The organism is Dyella sp. (assembly GCF_035685805.1).
GTDB lineage: Bacteria > Pseudomonadota > Gammaproteobacteria > Xanthomonadales > Rhodanobacteraceae > Dyella_A.
In genome coordinates, this window is record NZ_DASSAB010000052.1 from 25,946 (window position 1) to 45,150 (window position 19,205).

Consider the following 19,205-nt stretch of genomic DNA (forward strand, 5'->3'; position numbering starts at 1 on the left):
CGGCATCTCCGGCGGAGCATGGGATCAGCCGTCGGCGAGCGCCTGGTCCACTATCTTATTCGCCTCGGCCAGCAGGCTCTGCAAATGCTTCTCGTCCTTGAAGCTCTCGGCGTAGATCTTGTAGATCGCCTCGGTACCGGACGGCCGTGCGGCAAACCATCCGTGTTCGGTAGCGACCTTGATGCCGCCGATCGGCGCGTCGTTGGCCGGTGCACGGTCGAGCACGCGGGTGATCGGATCCCCGGCCAGCGTGGTGCCGCGGATCTGCTGCGGTGACAGCCTGGCCAGCTTCGCCCGCTGCGCGTCATCGGCCGGCGCGTCGACCCGATCGGAATGCGGCGCGCCCAGGTCGGCCGTGATGTCGGCATACAGTTCGGCTGGGTCGCGGCCGTGCCGCGCGGTCATCTCCGCCGACAGCAACCCCGGCACGATGCCGTCCTTGTCGGTGGACCACACGGTGCCATCCATGCGCAGCAGCGACGCGCCGGCACTTTCCTCGCCGCCGAAACCCAGCGAGCCGTCGAACAGGCCCGGCGCAAACCACTTGAACCCCACCGGCACCTCGTACAGGCGCCGCTGCAGCCGCGCAGCCACGCGATCAATCAACGAGGTACTGACCACGGTCTTGCCCACCGCGGCATCGGCGCGCCAGTGCGGACGATGGCGGAACAGATAGTCGATCAACGTGGCCAGGTAATGGTTGGGCAGCATCAGCCCGGCGCTGCGGGTCACGATGCCGTGGCGATCGTGGTCGGTGTCGCAGGCGAAGGAGACGTCGAAGCGGTCCTTCATCGCGATCAGGCTGGCCATGGCGTGCTTCGAGGACGGGTCCATGCGGATCTTGCCGTCCCAGTCCACGCTCATGAAGCCGAACTGCGGATCGACCACCTCGCGCACTACCGTGAGGTCGACCCGATAGCGCTCGGCGATCGGGCCCCAGTAGTGCACTCCCGCGCCACCGAGCGGGTCCACGCCCATGCGCACGCCCGCGGCCCGGATCAGGTCGAAATCGATGATGGCCCCGAGATCGCCCACGTAGCTGCTCACGTAGTCGTGTTCGTGCACGCACGAGGCGCGTCGCGCCTGCGCATAGGGCATGCGCCGCACCTCGCGCAGGCCGCCTTCCAGCAGCGCATTGGCACGGTTCTGGATCCAGCCGGTGACATCGCTGTCGGCCGGGCCGCCGTTGGGCGGGTTGTACTTGTAGCCGCCGTCGGCGGGCGGATTGTGCGACGGCGTGATCACCACGCCGTCGGCCAGGTGGTCCGTGCGGCCGCGGTTGTAGGAGAGGATCGCGTGCGACAGCGCCGGCGTGGGCGTGAACTCGCTGCCGGCGGAGATCATCGTGGTGACGCCGTGGGCGGCGAACACCTCCAGCGCATCCTCGAAGGCCGGGCGCGACAGCGCGTGGCTGTCCATCGCCACGAACAGCGGCCCGTCGATGCCTTTCATTGCGCGGTATTCGCAGATCGCCTGGCTGACCGCCAGTACATGGGCCCGGTTGAAGCTGCGGCTGGTCGAGGACCCGCGGTGGCCGGAGGTCCCGAACGCCACCCGCTGCGCGGGCACCGCCGGATCGGGTGCAAGGTCGGCATATGCGGCCAGCAGCTGCGGTACGTCAACGAGGATCGAGGCGGGTGCGGGCTTGCCGGCAAGCGGGCTGAGGTTGGGGCTCATGGTGTCTCGGCTGAGGTCATAAAACATGTATTGGCGCACGCGGAACGTGTACGCGCCGCCTCGGTGGCACGCCAAGGTGCCGCACGCGAATGCGCTACCGCGCTGGCGACTTCGCGCGGTCGCGCAACGTCCGGTAGCGCCGGATCAGTGCGTTGGTGGAACTGTCGTGGCGCAGTTCGGGCTCGTCCGCGCTGGTGATTTCCGCCGCCGTGCGCTTGGCCAGCGCCTTGCCCAGCTCCACGCCCCACTGGTCGAACGAGTCGATATTCCAGATCACGCCCTGCACGAAGGTGCTGTGCTCGTACAGCGCCACCAGTGCGCCGAGCGTGCGCGGCGTCAGGCGCTCGGCCAGCAGCGTGGTGCTGGGCCGGTTGCCCTGGAAGGTCTTGTGCGGCACCAGCGCCTCGGGAGCGCCCTCGGCGCGCACTTCTTCGCCGGTCTTGCCGAACGCCAGCGCCTCGCTCTGCGCCAGCATGTTGGCGATCAGCAGGTCGTGCTGGTCGCCGCCCTGCGCATGGGCCAGCGGCACCAGCGGCTGGCCGAAGCCGATGAAGTCGCACGGGATCAGGCGCGTGCCCTGGTGGATCAACTGGTAGAAAGAGTGCTGGCCGTTGGTGCCCGGCTCGCCCCAGTAGATCGCGCTGGTGGCGTAGTCGACGGTGTCGCCCTCCAGCGTCACATGCTTGCCGTTGCTCTCCATGGTGAGCTGCTGCAGGTACGCCGGGAAGCGCTTCAGGTACTGCTCGTAGGGGAGCACCGCAACGGTTTCCGCGCCCAGGAAATTGGTGTTCCAGATGCCGATCAACCCCATCAGCGTCGGCAGGTTCCGCTCCAGCGGCGCGCTGCGGAAATGCTCGTCCATGGCGTGGAAGCCGGCGAGCATGTCGCCGAAGCCGTCCGGCCCGATCGCCAGCATGGTGGACAGGCCGATCGCCGAATCCATCGAATAGCGCCCGCCCACCCAGTCCCAGAAGCCGAACATGTTGGCAGTGTCGATGCCAAACCTGGCCACCTCCTTCTCGTTGGTGGAAACGGCCACAAAGTGCCGCGCGATCGCCGCCTCGTCCTGCAACGCCGCCAGGCTCCAGGCACGCGCTGCCTGCGCGTTGGCCAGCGTTTCCAGCGTGGTGAAGGTCTTGGAGCAGACGATGAACAGCGTCTCGGCCGGATCGAGGTCGTGTGTGGCCTCTACGAAGTCGATGCCGTCCACGTTGGACACGAAGCGGAAGGTGAGCTCGCGGCGGCTGTAGTGGCGCAGCGCTTCATACGCCATCACCGGGCCGAGGTCGGAGCCACCGATGCCGATGTTCACCACGTTGCGGATCGGCTTGCCCGTGTGGCCGAGCCACGTGCCGCCACGCACCTGCTCGGCAAACGCGGACATCCGCTTGAGCACCGCGTGCACCTCGGGCACCACGTTCTCGCCATCGGTGCTGATCCGGGCGTGCGCCGGCGCGCGCAGTGCTGTGTGCAGCACCGCCCGGCCTTCGGTGCGGTTGATCTTCTCGCCGTCGAACATCGCGGCCGTGCGGGCTTTCAGGTCGCACGCCTCGGCGAGCTTGCGCAGCAGATGCAGGGTTTCGTCATCCAGCCGCTGCTTGGAGTAGTCCATGTACAACCCGGCCGCCTCGGCGGTGAGCCGCTCGCCACGCTCGCGATCGGCCGCGAACAGCTCGCGCAGATGGCGCCCCTTGAAGCGCTCGGCGTGTGCGTGCAGTGCCTGCCACTCGGGCCGCTGGGTCAGGTCGGATATGCGGGATGGGGTCACGGGAAAGATCCGTCATGGAAGAAAAAGGAAAGAGCGCCAGGCCCGGTGTTCGATCGGCGGCGCCGTGCCACGCGTGCAGCGGCACGGTCGCCAAGAGTAACGGCGTTCAGCCGACGCCGGGCGGGGTCGTGGCGTTCTCCGGAATGGGCTCGGGTGCGGGGTCGTGCCAGCCCTCGAGCTCGGTGACCACGCCCGCGGCCGCGGCCGGCCCCCAGCTGCCGGGGGCATAGGGGAGCACCGGCATATCCAGGTCCAGCACCGGATCGACCACCGCCCAGGCAGCCTCCACGCTCTCGTCCGAGGTGAACAGCGAGGCATCGCCGCGCAGCGCGTCGCCAAGCAGGCGCTCGTAAGGTGTCTGCTGATCGGTGATGTCGCGCCGCGCGACCAGTTCCACCGACTGCCCGCGCATGTCCTCGCCCGGGCGCTTCACCCTGGCACCGGTCGAAAGCACCACCTCCGGGCTGAGCCGGAAGCGAAAGTAATTCGACTGTGGCGGCTCGATGGTGTCGAAGATCGCCAGCGGCGGCACCTTCAGGTCGACCAGGATTTCCGTGGCCGTGACCGGCAGCGATTTGCCCGCGCGGATGTAGAACGGCACGCCCGCCCAGCGCCAGGTATCGATATGCAGGCGCAGTGCGGCGAACGTTTCCACGTTGGAATCCTTCGCCACGCCCGGCTCGTCGCGGTAACCGTCGAACTGGCCACGCACCACGTCGTCCGGGCGCAGCGGGCGCATGCCGCGGAACAGGCGCAGTTTTTCCGCCCGCAGCGAGGCGGCGTCGTGGCCGACCGGCGCGTCCATCGCCAGCAGCGCGGTCACCTGCAGCAGATGGTTTTGCACCACGTCGCGAAGCGCGCCGGTTTCCTCGTAGAAACCGCCCCGTCCCTGCACGCCGAAGTCCTCCGCCATGGTGATCTGCACGCTCTGCACGTAGTCGCGGTTCCACACCGGCTCCAGGAACGTGTTGGCGAAGCGGAAGTACAAGAGGTTCTGCACCGCCTCCTTGCCCAGGTAGTGGTCGATGCGGAAGATCGACGACTCCTCGAACGCCCCGTGCAGCACGCGGTTAAGTGCCCGCGCCGAGGCCAAGTCGCGCCCGAACGGTTTCTCCACCACCACCCGCGCGTCGCGGGCGCAGCCGGATTCGGCCAGCTGCTTGATCACGCTCGGAAACAGGCTCGGCGGGATCGCAAGGTAGTGCAGCGGGTGCATCGCGCCGGCGAGTGCCTTGCCCAGCTTGCGAAAGGTATCCGGGTCGGCGTAGTCGCCGTCGATGTAATGCAGCCGGCGACACAACTGCGCGTAGGCCTGCTCGTCCACCTCGCCGGCATGTTCGAGCGATTCACGCGCACGCTGGCGCAGCTGCTCCAGCGTCCAGCCGGCCTTGGCAATGCCGATGACCGGCATGTCCAGCTCGCCGCGGCGGATCAGCGCCTGCAGCGCGGGAAAGATCTTCTTGTAGGCAAGGTCGCCGGTGGCGCCAAAGAACACGAAAGCGTCGGAGCTGTGCGAAGCGGGTGTCATCCGTGGCCTCGTGGCAGGGAAACGGGAGCGGATGTGAGCATCCGTCCGCGCACTATCCACGGCACGCGCATAGATCGCGTTAACACGGGCCGTTGTCGGGACGTCGTTCCGCGTCAGCGCGGCACGGGCAACCGCGGCGCCACGTCGCCCCCTACCGTCCACGCGCGCCCGCCTCGTCAAGGCGATGTAACCGGAGCGGCTGATGCGGCGAATGGTCGCCGGGCCCGCACCCCGCACGCGCGGGGGCGTGCATCGCGTCCGGCGTGGCGACAGGATCGCCGGGCACTTCGACACCAGAGGGTTGCACCATGGTCGCCATCACGCGGCGCTACACTGCCGCTTCCGCTTGTCCTTTCAGCCTGCTCGTGGGGAACGCATGACTGTCGACCAGCAAGACGTGGCCGTTCCGGCCGCTGACGCCGGCGGGGCACCGCCAGCCGCCGCAACGGCATCCACTCGCCTGGTGTACCGGCACACGTGGCCGATCCGGCTGATGCACTGGATCAACGTGATCGCGCTGTCGATCATGTTCTTCAGCGGCCTGCAGATCTTCAACGCGCATCCCAGCCTTTCGTGGGGCATCCGCACCGACCCCGGCAAGGAGATTCTTTCCATGGGCGCGCGGATGGATCCGAACGGACAGCTCGTCGGCGTCACCCGGGTCGGCCAGCACGAGTTCATCACCACCGGGCTGTTCGGCGTGTCCGACGGACCGAACGGCGAGCCGCAGGTGCGCGGCTTCCCCTCCTGGCTCACCGTACCCAGCGCGCGCTGGCTGGCGATGGGGCGGCAGTGGCACTTCTTCTTTGCCTGGGTGTTCGTGCTGAACGGCCTGTGTTACCTGGCTTACTCGGTCGCGAAGAAGCACCTGCAGCGCGACCTCATTCCCACCCGGGCCGACTGGCGCGGCATCGGTCGCTCGATCGTCGACCACGTGAAGTTCAAGCACCCGCATGGCGAGGAAGCGCTGCGCTACAACATCCTGCAGCGGCTGGCCTACCTCACGGTGATCTTCGTGTTCGGCATCGGCGTAGTGCTGATGGGGCTGGCGATGTCGCCGCGACTGGATGCGGTGCTGTCGCCGCTGGTCGAGGTGGTGGGCGGCCGGCAGTCGGCCCGCACGATCCACTTCATCATCGCGTGGGGCTTCGTCGCCTTCGTGCTGATCCACGTGTTCGAGGTGCTGATCAGCGGCGCGTTCAACCAGCTGCGCGGCATGATCACCGGCTGGTACAAGATCGATCTGGCGCCGCCCGCTGCCAAGCGTGCCGCCGAGGCGGAGAAGAACCATGACTGATCGGCGCTCGTTCATCCGCATGGCGATCATGGGTACCGCCGGCGTCATCGTCGCCGGCTGCGACAAGATCTCGCAAAGCGACTGGGGCCCGAAGGTGCTGAACAAGGCACAGGGTCTCAACCGCCGGGTGCAGGCACTGCTGGCGCCGTCCAGCGCGATGGCCAAGGAGTACACCGAGGCGGACCTCTCGCCCGTATTCCGCTCCAACGGCACCGCCATGCCCACCACCGACGCCTACCAGACGCTGCTGGCCAACGGTTTCCGCGATTACCGGTTGCAGGTGGGCGGACTGGTCGATCGACCGCTGTCGTTCTCCATCGACGACCTCAAGCAGATCGAGCAGGTGGCGCAGATCACCCGCCACGACTGCGTGGAGGGCTGGAGCGCGATCGGCAAGTGGCACGGCGTGCGGCTGTCGCACGTGCTGGACAAGGTGGGAGTGAAGTCGAATGCGCGCTACGTGGTGTTCCACTGCTACGACGAGATGGACCCCGGCGAGCCTTATTACGAGAGCGTCGACATACCCGAGGCACGCCACCCGCAGACGCTGCTGGCATGGGGCCTCAACAACCAGCCGCTGCCGATCAAGAACGGCGCCCCGCTGCGCCTGCGCGTGAGCCGCCAGCTCGGCTACAAGCAGGCCAAGTACATCGCCCGCATCGAACTGGTCGACTCGTTCGCCCACATCGCCGGCGGCAAGGGCGGCTACTGGGAAGACTACGGCTACGAGTGGTACGCAGGGATCTGAACGGTCTGCGGGCCTGCGCAAGCGCGGCCCCGTGTCCTCGCTAGCTTCATGACACGGCCGCTAGAGCAGCCGCGTCATGAAGCAGCTGTACGGGTCGTCCACGTAGCCGGCAAACGGCGCGCAGGGGACGAACCCGGCCGCGGCGTACAACCGCCGCGCCGGCGCGAATGCCTCTGCGGTACCCGTCTCCAGGCTCAGCCGGCGATAGCCGCGGCGGCGCGCCTCATCCACGATGTGCGCCAGCATGGCGCGCCCGGCGCCCCTGCGCAGGTGCGCCGAGGCGGTGCGCATGGATTTCAGTTCACCGTGCTCGCGATCGAGTTCCTTCAGTGCGCCGCAAGCGAGCAGCGCGTGGCCCTCCCACAGCGTCCAGAAGCGGATGCCGGGCGCGCGCAGGGCGTCAAGGTCCAGCGCATGAATGCTTTCGGGCGGCGAGTGCAGCGCGACCGCGGCCAGATGCTCGCGCAGCAGCTCCCGCACCGCATCGCCGCGCAGGTCGTCGCGGCGGATCGCGAAGCCCATCAACCGATCCGCGCGTACATCACCGCATGTGCCGGCAACTGCAGCGTGCCGCCGGCAAGCGTGCCCGAGGCAAGCCCGTGGCCATCCACGGTCGCGAGTTTGCCCAGCGCCGAAACGTCTACCGACACCGACTGCGCACCCAGGTTGAATGCGGCAAATACGGTCTCGCCATGCAGCGTGCGGGTGAATGCCAGCACCGGCTCGGGCGCCTCGACAAAGCGGATGTTGCCCCAGCACAGCGCCGGCTGCGTCCGCCGCCAGTGCATGAAGGCGCGAAAACCCTTGAGCGCGGACGACGGATCGCCCTCCTGGTGCTGCACCGAGCGCGCGGCATGGTCGGCTGGCACCGGCAGCCACGGCGCGACGCTGCTGAATCCGGCGTGGGGGCGATCGTTCCACGGCATCGGCGTGCGGCAGCCGTCGCGGCCTTTGAAGGTGGGCCAGAAGGCGATGCCGTAGGGATCGCGCAGCGCCTCGTAGGGCACCTCGGCCTCGGTCAGTGCGAGCTCCTCACCCTGGTAGACGCACACCGAGCCGCGCAGCGAACAGACCATCGCCGTGAGTAGATTGGCCAGCCGCGGCGAGGCATCGCCGTTGCCCCAGCGCGACAGCACGCGCTGCACGTCGTGGTTGGAGATGGCCCAGCACGGCCAGCCCTCGGTCATCTGCGCTTCCAGCCGCTCGACCGTGCCGCGGATGTAGGCGGCGCTGAAATCGTCGGTCAGCAACTCGAAGCTGTAGCCCATGTGCAGGCGCTTGCCGGCCGTGTACTCGGCCATGGTGGCGAGCGAATCTTCCGAGGAGATCTCGCCCAGCGCCGCGGCGTCGGGGTACTCATCCAGCAATGCACGCAGCTGTTCCAGGAACGGCAGGTTTTCCGGCTGCGTGTTGTTGTACCAGTGCCGCTGGAACGCGTACGGGTTGTCCGGGCTGAAGCCACGGCCCACCCGCTCGTGTGGCGGCTTGGGCGGGTTGTCGCGCAGCTGCGCGTCGTGGAAACAGAAGTTGATCGCGTCCAGCCGCAGCCCGTCGACGCCGCGGTCCAGCCAGAACTTCACGCTGTCCAGGATCGCCTGACGCACGGCCGCGTTGTGGAAGTTGAGATCCGGCTGCGAGGTCAGGAAATTGTGCAGGTAGTACTGCTGGCGACGCGACTCCCACTGCCAGGCGCACCCGCCGAACAGCGACAGCCAGTTGTTCGGCGGCGTGCCGTCCTCTTTCGCGTCGGCCCAGACATACCAGTCGGCCTTCGGGTTGTCCCGGCTCTGCCGGCTCTCATGGAACCAGGCATGGTCGATCGAGGTGTGGCTGAGCACCTGATCGATCATCACCTTCAGCCCCAGGCCGTGGGCCTTGGCCAGCAGACGGTCGAAATCATCCAGCGTGCCGAACAGCGGATCGACATCACGGTAGTCGGCGATGTCGTAGCCGAAGTCGGCCATCGGCGACTTGAAGAACGGCGCGATCCAGATCGCCTCCACGCCAAGCCCCGCAATGTAATCGAGCCGCTCGATGATGCCCGGCAGGTCGCCCACGCCGTCTGCATTAGTGTCCAGAAAACTGCGCGGATAAATCTGGTAGATGACGGCGCCGCGCCACCACGGTTGGTTCTGCATGCATAGATCCCGACGTGCGCGCCGACGCCCCCTGTTGGGCCGCGCGTGCTGCCCGAAGGCGGCGATGGCGGGCAGCTTAATCGCCCATCCGGTTGCTTCCGACGGCTCTGCATACGTATTCATCCGCGGCACCGATCCCGCGCAGGCGTTGCGGCACTTGGTGCGGCGCCGCATGTACCGCGCTGCTCGGACTGCACGCCGACGCCATGCGTCTCGACACCGGCGTCTCATGCAGCACTGTTACGACTGGCACCGAGATGGCTTCCGCACGAGCAGGCAAGCCGGCGCCAGGCAAGTGCGCGCGACAACGATCCGAACGTTTGGACGTCCATACGTTTGGACCTTCCGACGCGTGGCGCAACGATGCGGGGGTGCACCATCTCGTGATCGACGGAACCGCCGCCCGGTGCGCTCGATGCCGCATCCGCCGGCGGCGCAGCATGAGGCCGCCGGCGGATGCGCAATGCAAATGCGGCAACGCACCAAGTCTTCCAGGCCCGTGGCCGCATCGCTGGAAACGTTTTCGCGCGCACATCCATATTGCGATGCGTCAGAAAAATTTCCAGCGCCGACAAGGCGATAGCCGCGCTGGCCGCCGTTATGAATACGTATGCAGGTTTGCGCTGCATGCCTAAACGCAGGACTAACATCCCGGCCCGACGACACACCAACTTACGTCGTTCGCAACGGGCAGGTCGACGGGCATCCAACGACACTCCCGGCGAAATCAAAATCGATTTTCCAAGGGGAGGCGTACATGTTGAATCTCAAGCGCAATCTGCTCAGTGCAGCGCTGGCATCGGCCATGTTCATGGTGGCGAACCAGGCGGCAGCCCAGGCGAGCGGCCAGGATCAGTCGCAGCAGGACACCAGCCAGGACACCTCGGCCGCGCCGGCCAACAAGAACGACAAGACCAAGAAGCCGACCGAGCTGGGCGTGGTCACCGTCAGCGGCTTTGCACAGAGCCTGCAGAGCGCGGTCGACGCCAAGCAGTCCTCCAACGAGATCATCGAGGCGATTTCCGCCGAAGACATCGGCAAGCTGCCCGACGTGAGCATCGCCGAATCGATCGCGCGCCTGCCGGGCGTATCCGCCCAGCGTGTGGCCGGACGTGCGCAGGTCATCAGCGTGCGCGGCCTCTCGCCCGACTTCGCCACCACGTTGCTCAATGGCCGTGAAATGGTCAGCACCGGCGACAACCGCAGCGTCGAGTTCGATCAGTATCCGTCCGAGCTGGTCAGCGGCGTGACCGTCTACAAGACGCCCAAGGCGAGCCTGATCGGCCAGGGCCTGTCCGGCACGCTCGACATGCACACCGTGCGTCCGCTGGACTACAAGAAGGACGTGTTCGTGGTGGGCATCCGCGGTCAGCACAACTCGCTGGGCCGCGCCGCCGACAAGAGCGCCTTCGGCAATCGCTTCAATGCCAGCTACATCGGCCAGTTCATGGACAACACGCTGGGCGTGGTGATCGGCTACGCGCACCAGCAGACCCCGATCCAGGAAAACCAGGTGGGCCTGTACGAGCCGTGGCAGCAGGTGGGCGACGGCTGGCGTCCGGGCGTACCGGCCGGCACGTACTTCTCCGACGGCATCAAGGCGCTGCGCCGCACCGGCTACACCAAGCGTGACGGCGTGATGGCCACGGTGGAATGGCGTCCCACCGACACCTGGACCAGCACGCTGGACCTGTTCCACACCAAGGCCGTGCAAAAGGACACCGCCAACCAGTTCGAGGTGAACCTGGGCGACTACAACGGTGGCTACGGCCGCCTGGATGTCACCAATCCCACCATCAACAGCAATGGCACCTTCACCGGCGGCACCGCCGGCAATGTCTACCCGCTGGTGCGCGGCATGTACAACAGCCGCCACGACACCATCAACGCCTACGGCTGGAAGAACGAGTTCAGTGTGGGTGAGGTCTCGCTGGTGGCCGACCTCAGCTACTCCAAGGCCAGGCGTCGCGAGCTGAACCTTGAGAACAACACCCAGCTGTTGCCCGCGCCGCAGCTCGACTCGCTGAACCTGCAGTATTCCGGCAGCGACTTCTCGCAGCTCAACCCGGGCCTGGACTACTCCGACTCGAGCAAGCTGTTCCTCACCAACACCATCTACGGCTCCGGCTACGGCAAGGTGCCGCGGATCAGCGATGAGCTCAAGAGCGCCAAGCTTGGCGCGATCATCCCGAGCCCGGACGCGCTCAGCAGCGTCATCACCGACTTCGAAGTGGGCGTCAACTACGCCGATCGCTTCAAGGAAAAGCACCAGCCCGAGGGCAACATCAACGTGGGCGCCCAGGGCGACACGGCGATCGGCTCGGACCTGCAGTACGGCCTGGTGGACCTCGGCTTTGCCGGCGTCGGCAAGATCCCGTCCTGGTACGTGCCCGGCGCGGTGGCGCGCTACATGACCTTTGCCCCGAACGAGGACGCCTCCTACCTGGTGTCCAAGGCGTGGGAGCTGTCGGAGAAGATCACCACCGCCTACGCGATGGCCGACATCGACACGGTGTGGGGCGTGCCAGTGCGCGGCAACGTGGGCGTGCAGGTGCAGCGCGCCGACCAGTCCTCCTCGGCCAACGTGTTCGAGGCGGCGCAGCCGGTGGGAAGCCAGATCCAGCGCTTCACCAACGGCAAGAAGTACACCGACGTCCTGCCCAGCCTGAACCTGGCCTTCTCGCTCACCGACAGCCAGACCCTGCGCGTGGCACTGGCCAAGCAGGTGGCGCGTCCGCGCATGGACGACCTGCGCGCCTCGCTGGAGTTCGGGGTGGACAACGCCACCGGCAAGCCGGGCGCCAGCGGCGGCAACCCGCAGCTCGATCCGTGGCGCGCCAATGCGTTCGACCTGTCGTGGGAGAAGTACTTCGGCGGCACCGGTTATGTGGCTGCGGCGTTCTTCTACAAGGACCTCACCAGCTACATCTACAACCAGACCCGCGACAACTACGACTACTCCGACCTGGTCGCCAACTACCCGCCGCTGGACAGCGGTCGCCCGATCCTCACCCAGGGCACCTTGAGCGGCCCGTTCAACGGCAAGGGCGGCAACCTGAAGGGTCTGGAGCTGTCCGCCTCGCTGCCGCTGAACATGCTGACCCCGGCACTGGACGGCTTCGGCATCCTCGGCAGCGCCAGCTTCACCGACAGCAGCGTCACCATCCGCTCGCCGGAGAACGCCTCCAGCGTCGGTAACGGTCCGATCAACCTGCCGGGCCTGTCCAAGCGGGTCTACAACGTCACCGCGTACTACGAGAAGAACGGTTTCGGCGCCCGCATCAGCGAGCGCAAGCGGTCGGACTTCATCGGCGAGATCGGCAACTTCAACGGCGCACGCACCCTGCGCTACGTGGTGGGCGAGAAGATCATCGACGCGCAGCTGGACTACACCTTCGGCGAGAACACCAGCCTGCATGGCCTGAGCGTGCAGCTGCAGGCCAGCAACCTGACCAATGCGCCGTACCGCACCTACGCCGGCACCAAGGATCGCCCGCTCGAGCACATCGAGTGGGGCCGCACCTACCTGCTGGGCGCCACCTACAAGTTCTAACATCGATTCGCTGCAACCTCCCCACCCCGCCGGCATGCGCCGGCGGGGTTTTTTTTGCCCCACTCGCACCGCCGGTGGCGCAGCACGCGTGCCGCAACGCACCACGGAAAACCGCGCAGCCGTGCGGATGAATACGTATGCAGCATGCGGCCCGGGTGGCGCTCGCGGCCTACCATCGACCGGGTCGTCCGGTGCCTTGGCGGTACCGGTCGGGGACGCCGTTCCAGCCCTCTCGCCATCGCGATAGCTAGCGATGCCGGGGTCCCATCCGTCGATCCGGAGCCTCCCGTGACACGCCGCATCCTCCTCGCTGTGCTTGCTACCTCGACCCTGCTGGCCAGTGCCTGCAGCCATGCGCCGCCACGCGCCACGCCGGTCGCCGCACCCACCGCGGCGGTGCCAGCCGGCGGACGCGATACGCCGGCCAGCGGCGTGTACTACGAGATCTTCGTGCGCAGCTGGTACGACACCGATGGCGACGGCGTCGGTGACCTCAACGGTGTCACCGCGAAGCTCGACTACCTCAAGTCGCTCGGTGTCAGCGGTATCTGGCTGATGCCGATCAACCCCTCGCCGAGCTACCACGGCTACGACGTCACCGACTACGAGGCGATCAACCCGCAGTACGGCTCCATGGCCGACTTCGAGCGCCTGCTGGCCGAGGCGCACAAGCGCGGCATCAAGGTGATCATCGACCTGGTGATCAACCACACCAGCAGCCGGCATCCCTGGTTCGTCGCCGCGCAGGACCCGCGCGACCCGCATCACGCGTGGTACCGCTGGGCCGGCCCCGACACCGACCTGAGCGCCCGCAGCGCCGCGGGCGACACCGCCTGGCAGACGCTGCCGGACGGCCGCCATTACCTGGGGATCTTTTCGCGCGGCATGCCAGACCTCGATTACGACCATCCGGCGGTGCGCCAGGCGATGGTCGGCATCGGCCAGTTCTGGCTGCGCAAGGGCGTGGACGGCTTTCGGCTGGATGCGGCCCGCCACATCTACCTCGACTTCAAGTCGCAGGAGGGCGATCGAACGATCCTGGCCAGGAATCTGGCGTGGTGGGGGCAGTTCATGCGCGGCGTCCACGCGGTGAAGCCCGAGGCCTACGTGATCGGCGAAGTCACCGACGACCGTTGGCAGCAGCTCGCTCCGTGGTACGGCGCGCTCAGCGCGGTGTTCGACTTTCCGCTCGCCACCCGGCTGATCGATGCGGCACGGGACGAACGCGCGGGAGACCTCGGGGACCTGCTGCAGCAGCGCTACGCGGGGTTTGCGGCCGCGGCCGGCAAGCCGGGCAGCAATGCGCCGTTCCTGTCCAACCACGACCAGAACCGCGTGATGAGCCAGCTCGGCGCAGACGCCGCGCACATGCGCACCGCGGCGGCGATGCTGCTCACCCTGCCCGGCCACCCGTTCGTCTACTACGGCGAGGAGCTGGGCATGCGCGCGGTGAAGCCGGACCCGGACCTGCGCGAACCGATGCGCTGGGAGCGCAGCCCGCGCGCCGCGGGCGAGACGCGCTGGAAACAGCCCACGGCCCGCGACGGCGCCGAGGTGTCGGTGCAGGCCGAGCTGGCCGATCCCGGTTCGCTGCTCGCCCGTTATCTGATGCTGATCCACTGGCGCGAGCAGATCCCCGCCCTGCGCGACGGCACGCTCAGCGCATTCGCCAGCGGCAACCCGCACGTCGCCGGCTGGCGGTTGCGCGACGACCGCTCGCGCGTGCTGGTGCTGCACAACCTCTCCGGGCAGGCGCAGACCCTGGCGCTCGGCGAGCACGCGCCGGCGTTCTCGACCATCGCCCGGCAGACCGGGCCCGGTGCCACGCTGGCCGGATCACGCCTCGTGCTGCCGCCCTACACCTCGGTGATCCTGCAGTGATGCAGGCACACCGGATCTCCCGTTCCCGATGCAAGGTCTTCGCATGCCCCACATCACACCACGTCACCTGCTGCTTGCCTTCGGCCTCTGCCTGGGCACGGCCCTGACTCCGGCCTCCGCTGCCACGGTCGACGCTGCGTTCACCGCCCGGGTGGCGCACGGCGGCCTCACCCTTGTGCGCGGCGACGACCGTATCGCGATCGGCTTCGTCACGCCGAACGCGGTGCGCGTGCACGCCCTGCCGAACGGCGAGAGCAGCCCGGCCTCGATCGTGATCGATCCGACCGCGATGCATGCCGCGCCCACCGACGTGAAGACCCAAATCGCCGGCGGCATCACCACCGTGTCCACCGCCGCGGCCACGCTGCGCTGGAATGCGCGCGACGGCAGCCTGCAGTTTTCCGACGCCGCCGGGCACGTGCTGCTGACCCAGCGCGATGTGCCCGCGCTCATCAAGCGCGCGCTGGCGCTGGATCACGCTCCCGCTGATCCGCTCTACGGCATCGGCGGTTACGACGCCACCGAAGATGCCGGCGCCGGGCTGCTGCGCACGGGCACGCAGCCGATCACCGCCGGCGAACAGGGCCACGCCGGCGCGCCGCTGGTGTGGAGCACGGCCGGCTACGGCGTCCTGGTCGACACCGTCGGCGGCACGTTCACCCTCGCCGACGGCCGCATCGCCGCCAGCGGCACCTCGCGCAAGGATCTGGATGTCTATCTGATCGCCGGCAGCCCGGCGCAGATCTTCGGCGCCGTGGCCGCGATCAGCGGCCGCACGCCCCTGTTCCCGAAGTGGGCGATGGGCTTCACCAACAGCCAGTGGAACATCGACGAGAAGGAGCTGCTGCAAATCATCGACACCTACCGCGCCAGGCACATCCCGATCGACAACTTCACGCTCGACTTCGACTGGAAGGACTGGGGCAACGACTGGGGCGAGTTCACCTGGAACACCAGCAAGTTCCCCGACGGCCCCGGCGGCAAGCTCAAGCAGATGCTGGATGCGCGCGGCATCAAGCTCACCGGCATCATGAAGCCGCGCGTGCACATCAACACCGTGGAGGGCCGCGAGGCCGCCGAGAAGGGTTACTTCCTCAAGGGCAACAAGCCGGCCAAGGATTACTTCTCCGGCAAGCTGGTGCGCGAGATCGACTTCGCCAACCCGCAGGCACGCACGTGGTTCTTCGACCACATGAAGACTGCCTTCGAGTCCGGCATCGTCGGCTGGTGGAACGACGAGGCCGACAACGTCGACATCGACACCCAGCACCTGGACATGCAGCGCGCGATCTACGACGGCCAGCGCGCCATCACCAACCAGCGCGTGTGGTCGATCAGCCGCAACTTCTATCTCGGCGCGCAGCGCTATGCCTACGGCATGTGGTCGGGCGACATCCACACCGGCTTTGCCAGCATGGCCGGCCAGCGCGCGCGCATGCTGAGCGCGATCGACGTGGGCGCGATGCAGTGGGGGATGGACACCGGCGGCTTCACCAAGGGCACGCCGAGCCCGGAGAACTATGCCCGCTGGATCCAGTTCGGCGCGTTCGTGCCGGTGTTCCGCGTGCACGGCGACTCCACCCAGAAGCGCCAGCCATGGCTGTTCGGGCCGGTTGCGGAACAGGCCGCCACGGACGCGATCCGCCTGCGCTACCACTTGCTGCCGTACATCTACAGCTACGAGGATGTCCGCCGCCGCACCGGCGTGGGCCTGGTGCGACCGCTCACCTTCGGCTGGCCGGACGACCCGACCGTGCGCAACACCGTGGCCAGCTGGATGTTCGGCGACAGCCTGCTGGTCTCGCCGGTGGTCGAGCAGGGCCAGAAAGCCAAGTCGATCTATCTCCCCGCCGGCCAGTGGACCGATTGGTTCAGCGGCAAGCGCCACGACGGCGGCCGCGCGGTGACGCTGGCGATCGATGCAACGCACTGGAGCGACATCCCGCTGTTCGTGCGCGACGGCGCCATCATCCCGACCCAGCCGGTGATGGACTACGTGGGCCAGCATCCGGTGACGCAGGTGGACGTGGAAATGTTCCCCGCTGCCCGGCCGACGTCGTTCAACTACTACGACGATGACGGCACCACCTACGACTACGAGCACGGCGCGTACTTTCGCCAGCCGCTGTCGATGCAACGCACCGTCGACGGCGTGCGGCTGCAGACCGGCGCGGTCGAGGGCACCTACAAGCCGGCGCTCTCGTTCTACCTCTTCAAGGTGCACGGTAGCGCCGCCCGCACTGTCAGCACCGATGGCCATGCCCTGGCGCGCGCCACGAACCTCGATGCGCTCGCGCGAGGCAACGCCGAAGGCTGGGCCACCGGCAGCGATCGATTCGGGCCGGTCACGTACGTCCGGGTGAGCGCCGCGCAGGCGCGCTCGCTCGCGCTGGTCTGGGGGCACGCGCCCATGTAAGGCGCGCACGCCCCCTCGGAGGGAGCTGTCGACATGCCACGCGCGGCCAGGGGGGCCGCGCGGCGGGCTCGCTTGCTCCCGATTTGCCCGCGCCATGCCGGCACGGGCCATCACTGCAGGAGAAAGTCGATGTTCGCCAGCAAGGAGTTTTCACCCAAAGGGCTTCAGCACCGCACCAGCGCGCGCCGCGCACTCTGTCTCGCCTTGGCCGCCACCCTGGCGGCCGGCGCCCTGCCGCTCACGGCACGCGCCGCCAGCAACGACAACAACGTGGAGTGGAACGGCCTGTTCCACGACCAGGGACCGCTGTTCGACAACCACATCGAGCCGACGTCGAGCCAGGCGATTACGCTGACCTTCCGCACCTTCAAGGGCGACATCACCAGCGCCACGATCAAGTACTACGACAGCGGCGACAGCGCCTTCCACAGCGTGCCGATGAGCTGGTCGTCGAACGACGCCACCGGCACCTTCGACTACTGGCGGGGCACCATCCCCGCCAGCGCCTCGGAGAAGTACTACCGCTTCCGGATCACCGACGGCAGCGCCAGCGCCTGGTACAACGCCGCCGGCATCAGTTCGTCCGAACCGAGCTCGGGCGATTTCTTCGTCATCCCCGGCTTCAGCACACCTGCGTGGATGAAGAACGGCGTGATGTACCAGATCTTCCCGGACCGCTTCTACAACGGCGACACCGCCAACGACGTGCAGACCGGGCAGTACTGCTACAAGGGCCACTGCACCGAGAAGCACGCATGGGGCAGCACCGTCTATGCCTCCGGCGGCGACAACAACCTGGTGTTCTTCGGCGGCGACCTGGCCGGCGTCGACCAGAAGCTCGGCTACATCAAGAACACTGTCGGCGCGAACATCGTCTACCTCAATCCGATCTTCAGCGCGCCCAGCGTGCACAAGTACGACACCGCCGACTACAGCACGGTAGACCCGGCGTTCGGCAGCAATGCCACGCTGCAGACGCTGCTCGGCGACCTGCATTCCACCGGCAACGGCCCGCACGGTTACCTGATGCTCGACGGCGTGTTCAACCACACCGGCGACGCGCACAAGTGGTTCGACAAGTACAACAACTTCAGCAGCGCCGGTGCCTACGAGTCGCAGCAGAGCGTCTGGTACGGCTATTACGACTTCCAGCAGTGGCCGGGCACCTACGCGTCCTTCCTGGGCTTCGACACCCTGCCCAAGCTCGACTACGGCGCCAGCGGCTCGGCGGTGCGCAGCGCCATCTACGGCTCATCCAGTTCGGTGGTGAAGACATATCTCAAGGCGCCCTACGGCATCGACGGCTGGCGACTGGACGCGGCGCAGTACATCGATGCCGGCGGCAACAACGGCAGCGACGCCACCAACCACCAGATCCTCGCCGAGCTGCGCACGGCGGTGAAGTCGGTCAATCCGAACGCCGACATCCTCGGCGAATACTTCGGCAACGCCGGCCCGTGGACTACCAGCGGCAACCAGTGGGACGGCGCCATGAACTACGACGGCTTCACCCAGCCGGTGTCGGAGTGGATCACCGGGCGTGACTACGGCAACGGCGCGGCCAGCATCAGCGCGTCGCAGTTCGACGCATGGCTGCACGGCACCCGGGCGAATTACCCCGGGCCAGTGCAGCAGGTGATGGCGAACTTCCTCTCCAGCCACGACATCACCCGCTTCGGCACCCGCGCCGCCGGCGACATCTGGAAGACCTATCTCGCGCTGATCTTCCAGATGACCTACGTCGGCACGCCCACGATCTACTACGGCGACGAGTACGGCATGCAGGGCGGCGCCGACCCGGACAACCGCCGCACGTTCGACTGGAACACCGGCACCAGCACCAACAGTGCGGTGGCGCTCACCGGCAAGCTCACCGCCATCCGCAACGCCTATCCGGCACTGCGCACCGGCTCGTTCATCAGCCTGCTCACCGACGACAGCAACAAGCTCTATGCCTACGGCCGCTTCGACGCCAGCAACCGCATCGCGGTGGCACTCAACAACGACAGCACCAGCCACACGGTCACCGTGCCGGTGTGGCAGCTGAGCATGACCAACGGCAGCACCGTCACCGACCTGCTCTCGGGCGCGCACTACACCGTGCAGAACGGCAGCGTGAGCGTGAGCGTCAACGGTCACTACGGCGCGATCCTGGCGCAGTAAAGGGGCTGTCGATCACGAGAAGGGCCGCCTGGCCGG

At 67.3% G+C, this 19,205-nt stretch carries 11 protein-coding genes; 6 read left to right on the plus strand and 5 right to left on the minus strand.

Translation table 11 applies throughout. The features are described 5' to 3' along the window. Window positions 1-24: 24 nt before the first annotated feature. The 3 genes from pgm to zwf all read right to left on the minus strand — a co-directional run bounded on the left by pgm (window position 25) and on the right by zwf (window position 4,973). A complete protein-coding gene (gene pgm / locus VFG40_RS15640; RefSeq protein WP_324899174.1) occupies window positions 25-1,677 on the minus strand; it encodes a phosphoglucomutase (alpha-D-glucose-1,6-bisphosphate-dependent) in 1,653 nt (550 codons plus the stop codon). Window positions 1,678-1,771: 94 nt separating this feature from the next. Further along, complete coding sequence (gene pgi, locus VFG40_RS15645; protein WP_324899176.1) at window positions 1,772-3,445, minus strand: glucose-6-phosphate isomerase; 1,674 nt, start codon at window positions 3,443-3,445, stop codon at window positions 1,772-1,774. A 106-nt stretch (window positions 3,446-3,551) separates the two neighbouring features. Further along, complete coding sequence (gene zwf, locus VFG40_RS15650) at window positions 3,552-4,973, minus strand: glucose-6-phosphate dehydrogenase (protein ID WP_324899178.1); 1,422 nt, start codon at window positions 4,971-4,973, stop codon at window positions 3,552-3,554. Between the two features lie 376 nt (window positions 4,974-5,349). Between zwf and VFG40_RS15655 the strand changes: the two genes are divergently transcribed. Both VFG40_RS15655 and VFG40_RS15660 read left to right on the plus strand, forming a co-directional pair. Continuing rightward, entirely contained in the window at window positions 5,350-6,270 is a 921-nt protein-coding gene (locus VFG40_RS15655) for a cytochrome b/b6 domain-containing protein (protein ID WP_324899180.1), read from the plus strand. Then, window positions 6,263-7,018 carry a molybdopterin-binding protein gene (locus VFG40_RS15660; RefSeq protein WP_324899182.1) on the plus strand — a complete coding sequence of 252 codons (756 nt, stop codon included), beginning with the start codon at window positions 6,263-6,265 and terminating at the stop codon, window positions 7,016-7,018. Before VFG40_RS15655 ends, VFG40_RS15660 begins: the two co-directional genes overlap by 8 nt. A 60-nt stretch (window positions 7,019-7,078) precedes the next feature. On the opposite strand, the gene VFG40_RS15665 is transcribed toward VFG40_RS15660, so the two are convergent. Next, window positions 7,079-7,540, minus strand: a complete 462-nt coding sequence (locus VFG40_RS15665; RefSeq protein WP_324899184.1) for a GNAT family N-acetyltransferase — start codon at window positions 7,538-7,540, stop codon at window positions 7,079-7,081. After that, window positions 7,540-9,156: an alpha-glucosidase family protein gene (locus VFG40_RS15670; protein ID WP_324899186.1), complete on the minus strand. Its 1,617-nt coding sequence runs from the start codon at window positions 9,154-9,156 to the stop codon at window positions 7,540-7,542. Before VFG40_RS15670 ends, VFG40_RS15665 begins: the two co-directional genes overlap by 1 nt. A 757-nt stretch (window positions 9,157-9,913) precedes the next feature. Here VFG40_RS15670 and VFG40_RS15675 point away from each other — a divergent pair. The 4 genes from VFG40_RS15675 (at window position 9,914) to VFG40_RS15690 (ending at window position 19,169) form a co-directional block, all read left to right on the plus strand. Continuing rightward, a complete protein-coding gene (locus tag VFG40_RS15675) occupies window positions 9,914-12,709 on the plus strand; it encodes a TonB-dependent receptor (protein WP_324899188.1) in 2,796 nt (931 codons plus the stop codon). 288 nt (window positions 12,710-12,997) lie between these two features. Continuing rightward, a complete protein-coding gene (locus VFG40_RS15680) occupies window positions 12,998-14,590 on the plus strand; it encodes an alpha-amylase family glycosyl hydrolase (RefSeq protein ID WP_324899190.1) in 1,593 nt (530 codons plus the stop codon). A gap of 43 nt (window positions 14,591-14,633) precedes the next feature. Beyond that, window positions 14,634-17,006, plus strand: a complete 2,373-nt coding sequence (locus tag VFG40_RS15685) for a glycoside hydrolase family 31 protein (protein WP_324899192.1) — start codon at window positions 14,634-14,636, stop codon at window positions 17,004-17,006. A gap of 129 nt (window positions 17,007-17,135) precedes the next feature. Continuing rightward, entirely contained in the window at window positions 17,136-19,169 is a 2,034-nt protein-coding gene (locus VFG40_RS15690) for a glycoside hydrolase family 13 protein (RefSeq protein WP_324899194.1), read from the plus strand. Window positions 19,170-19,205: the final 36 nt, after the last annotated feature.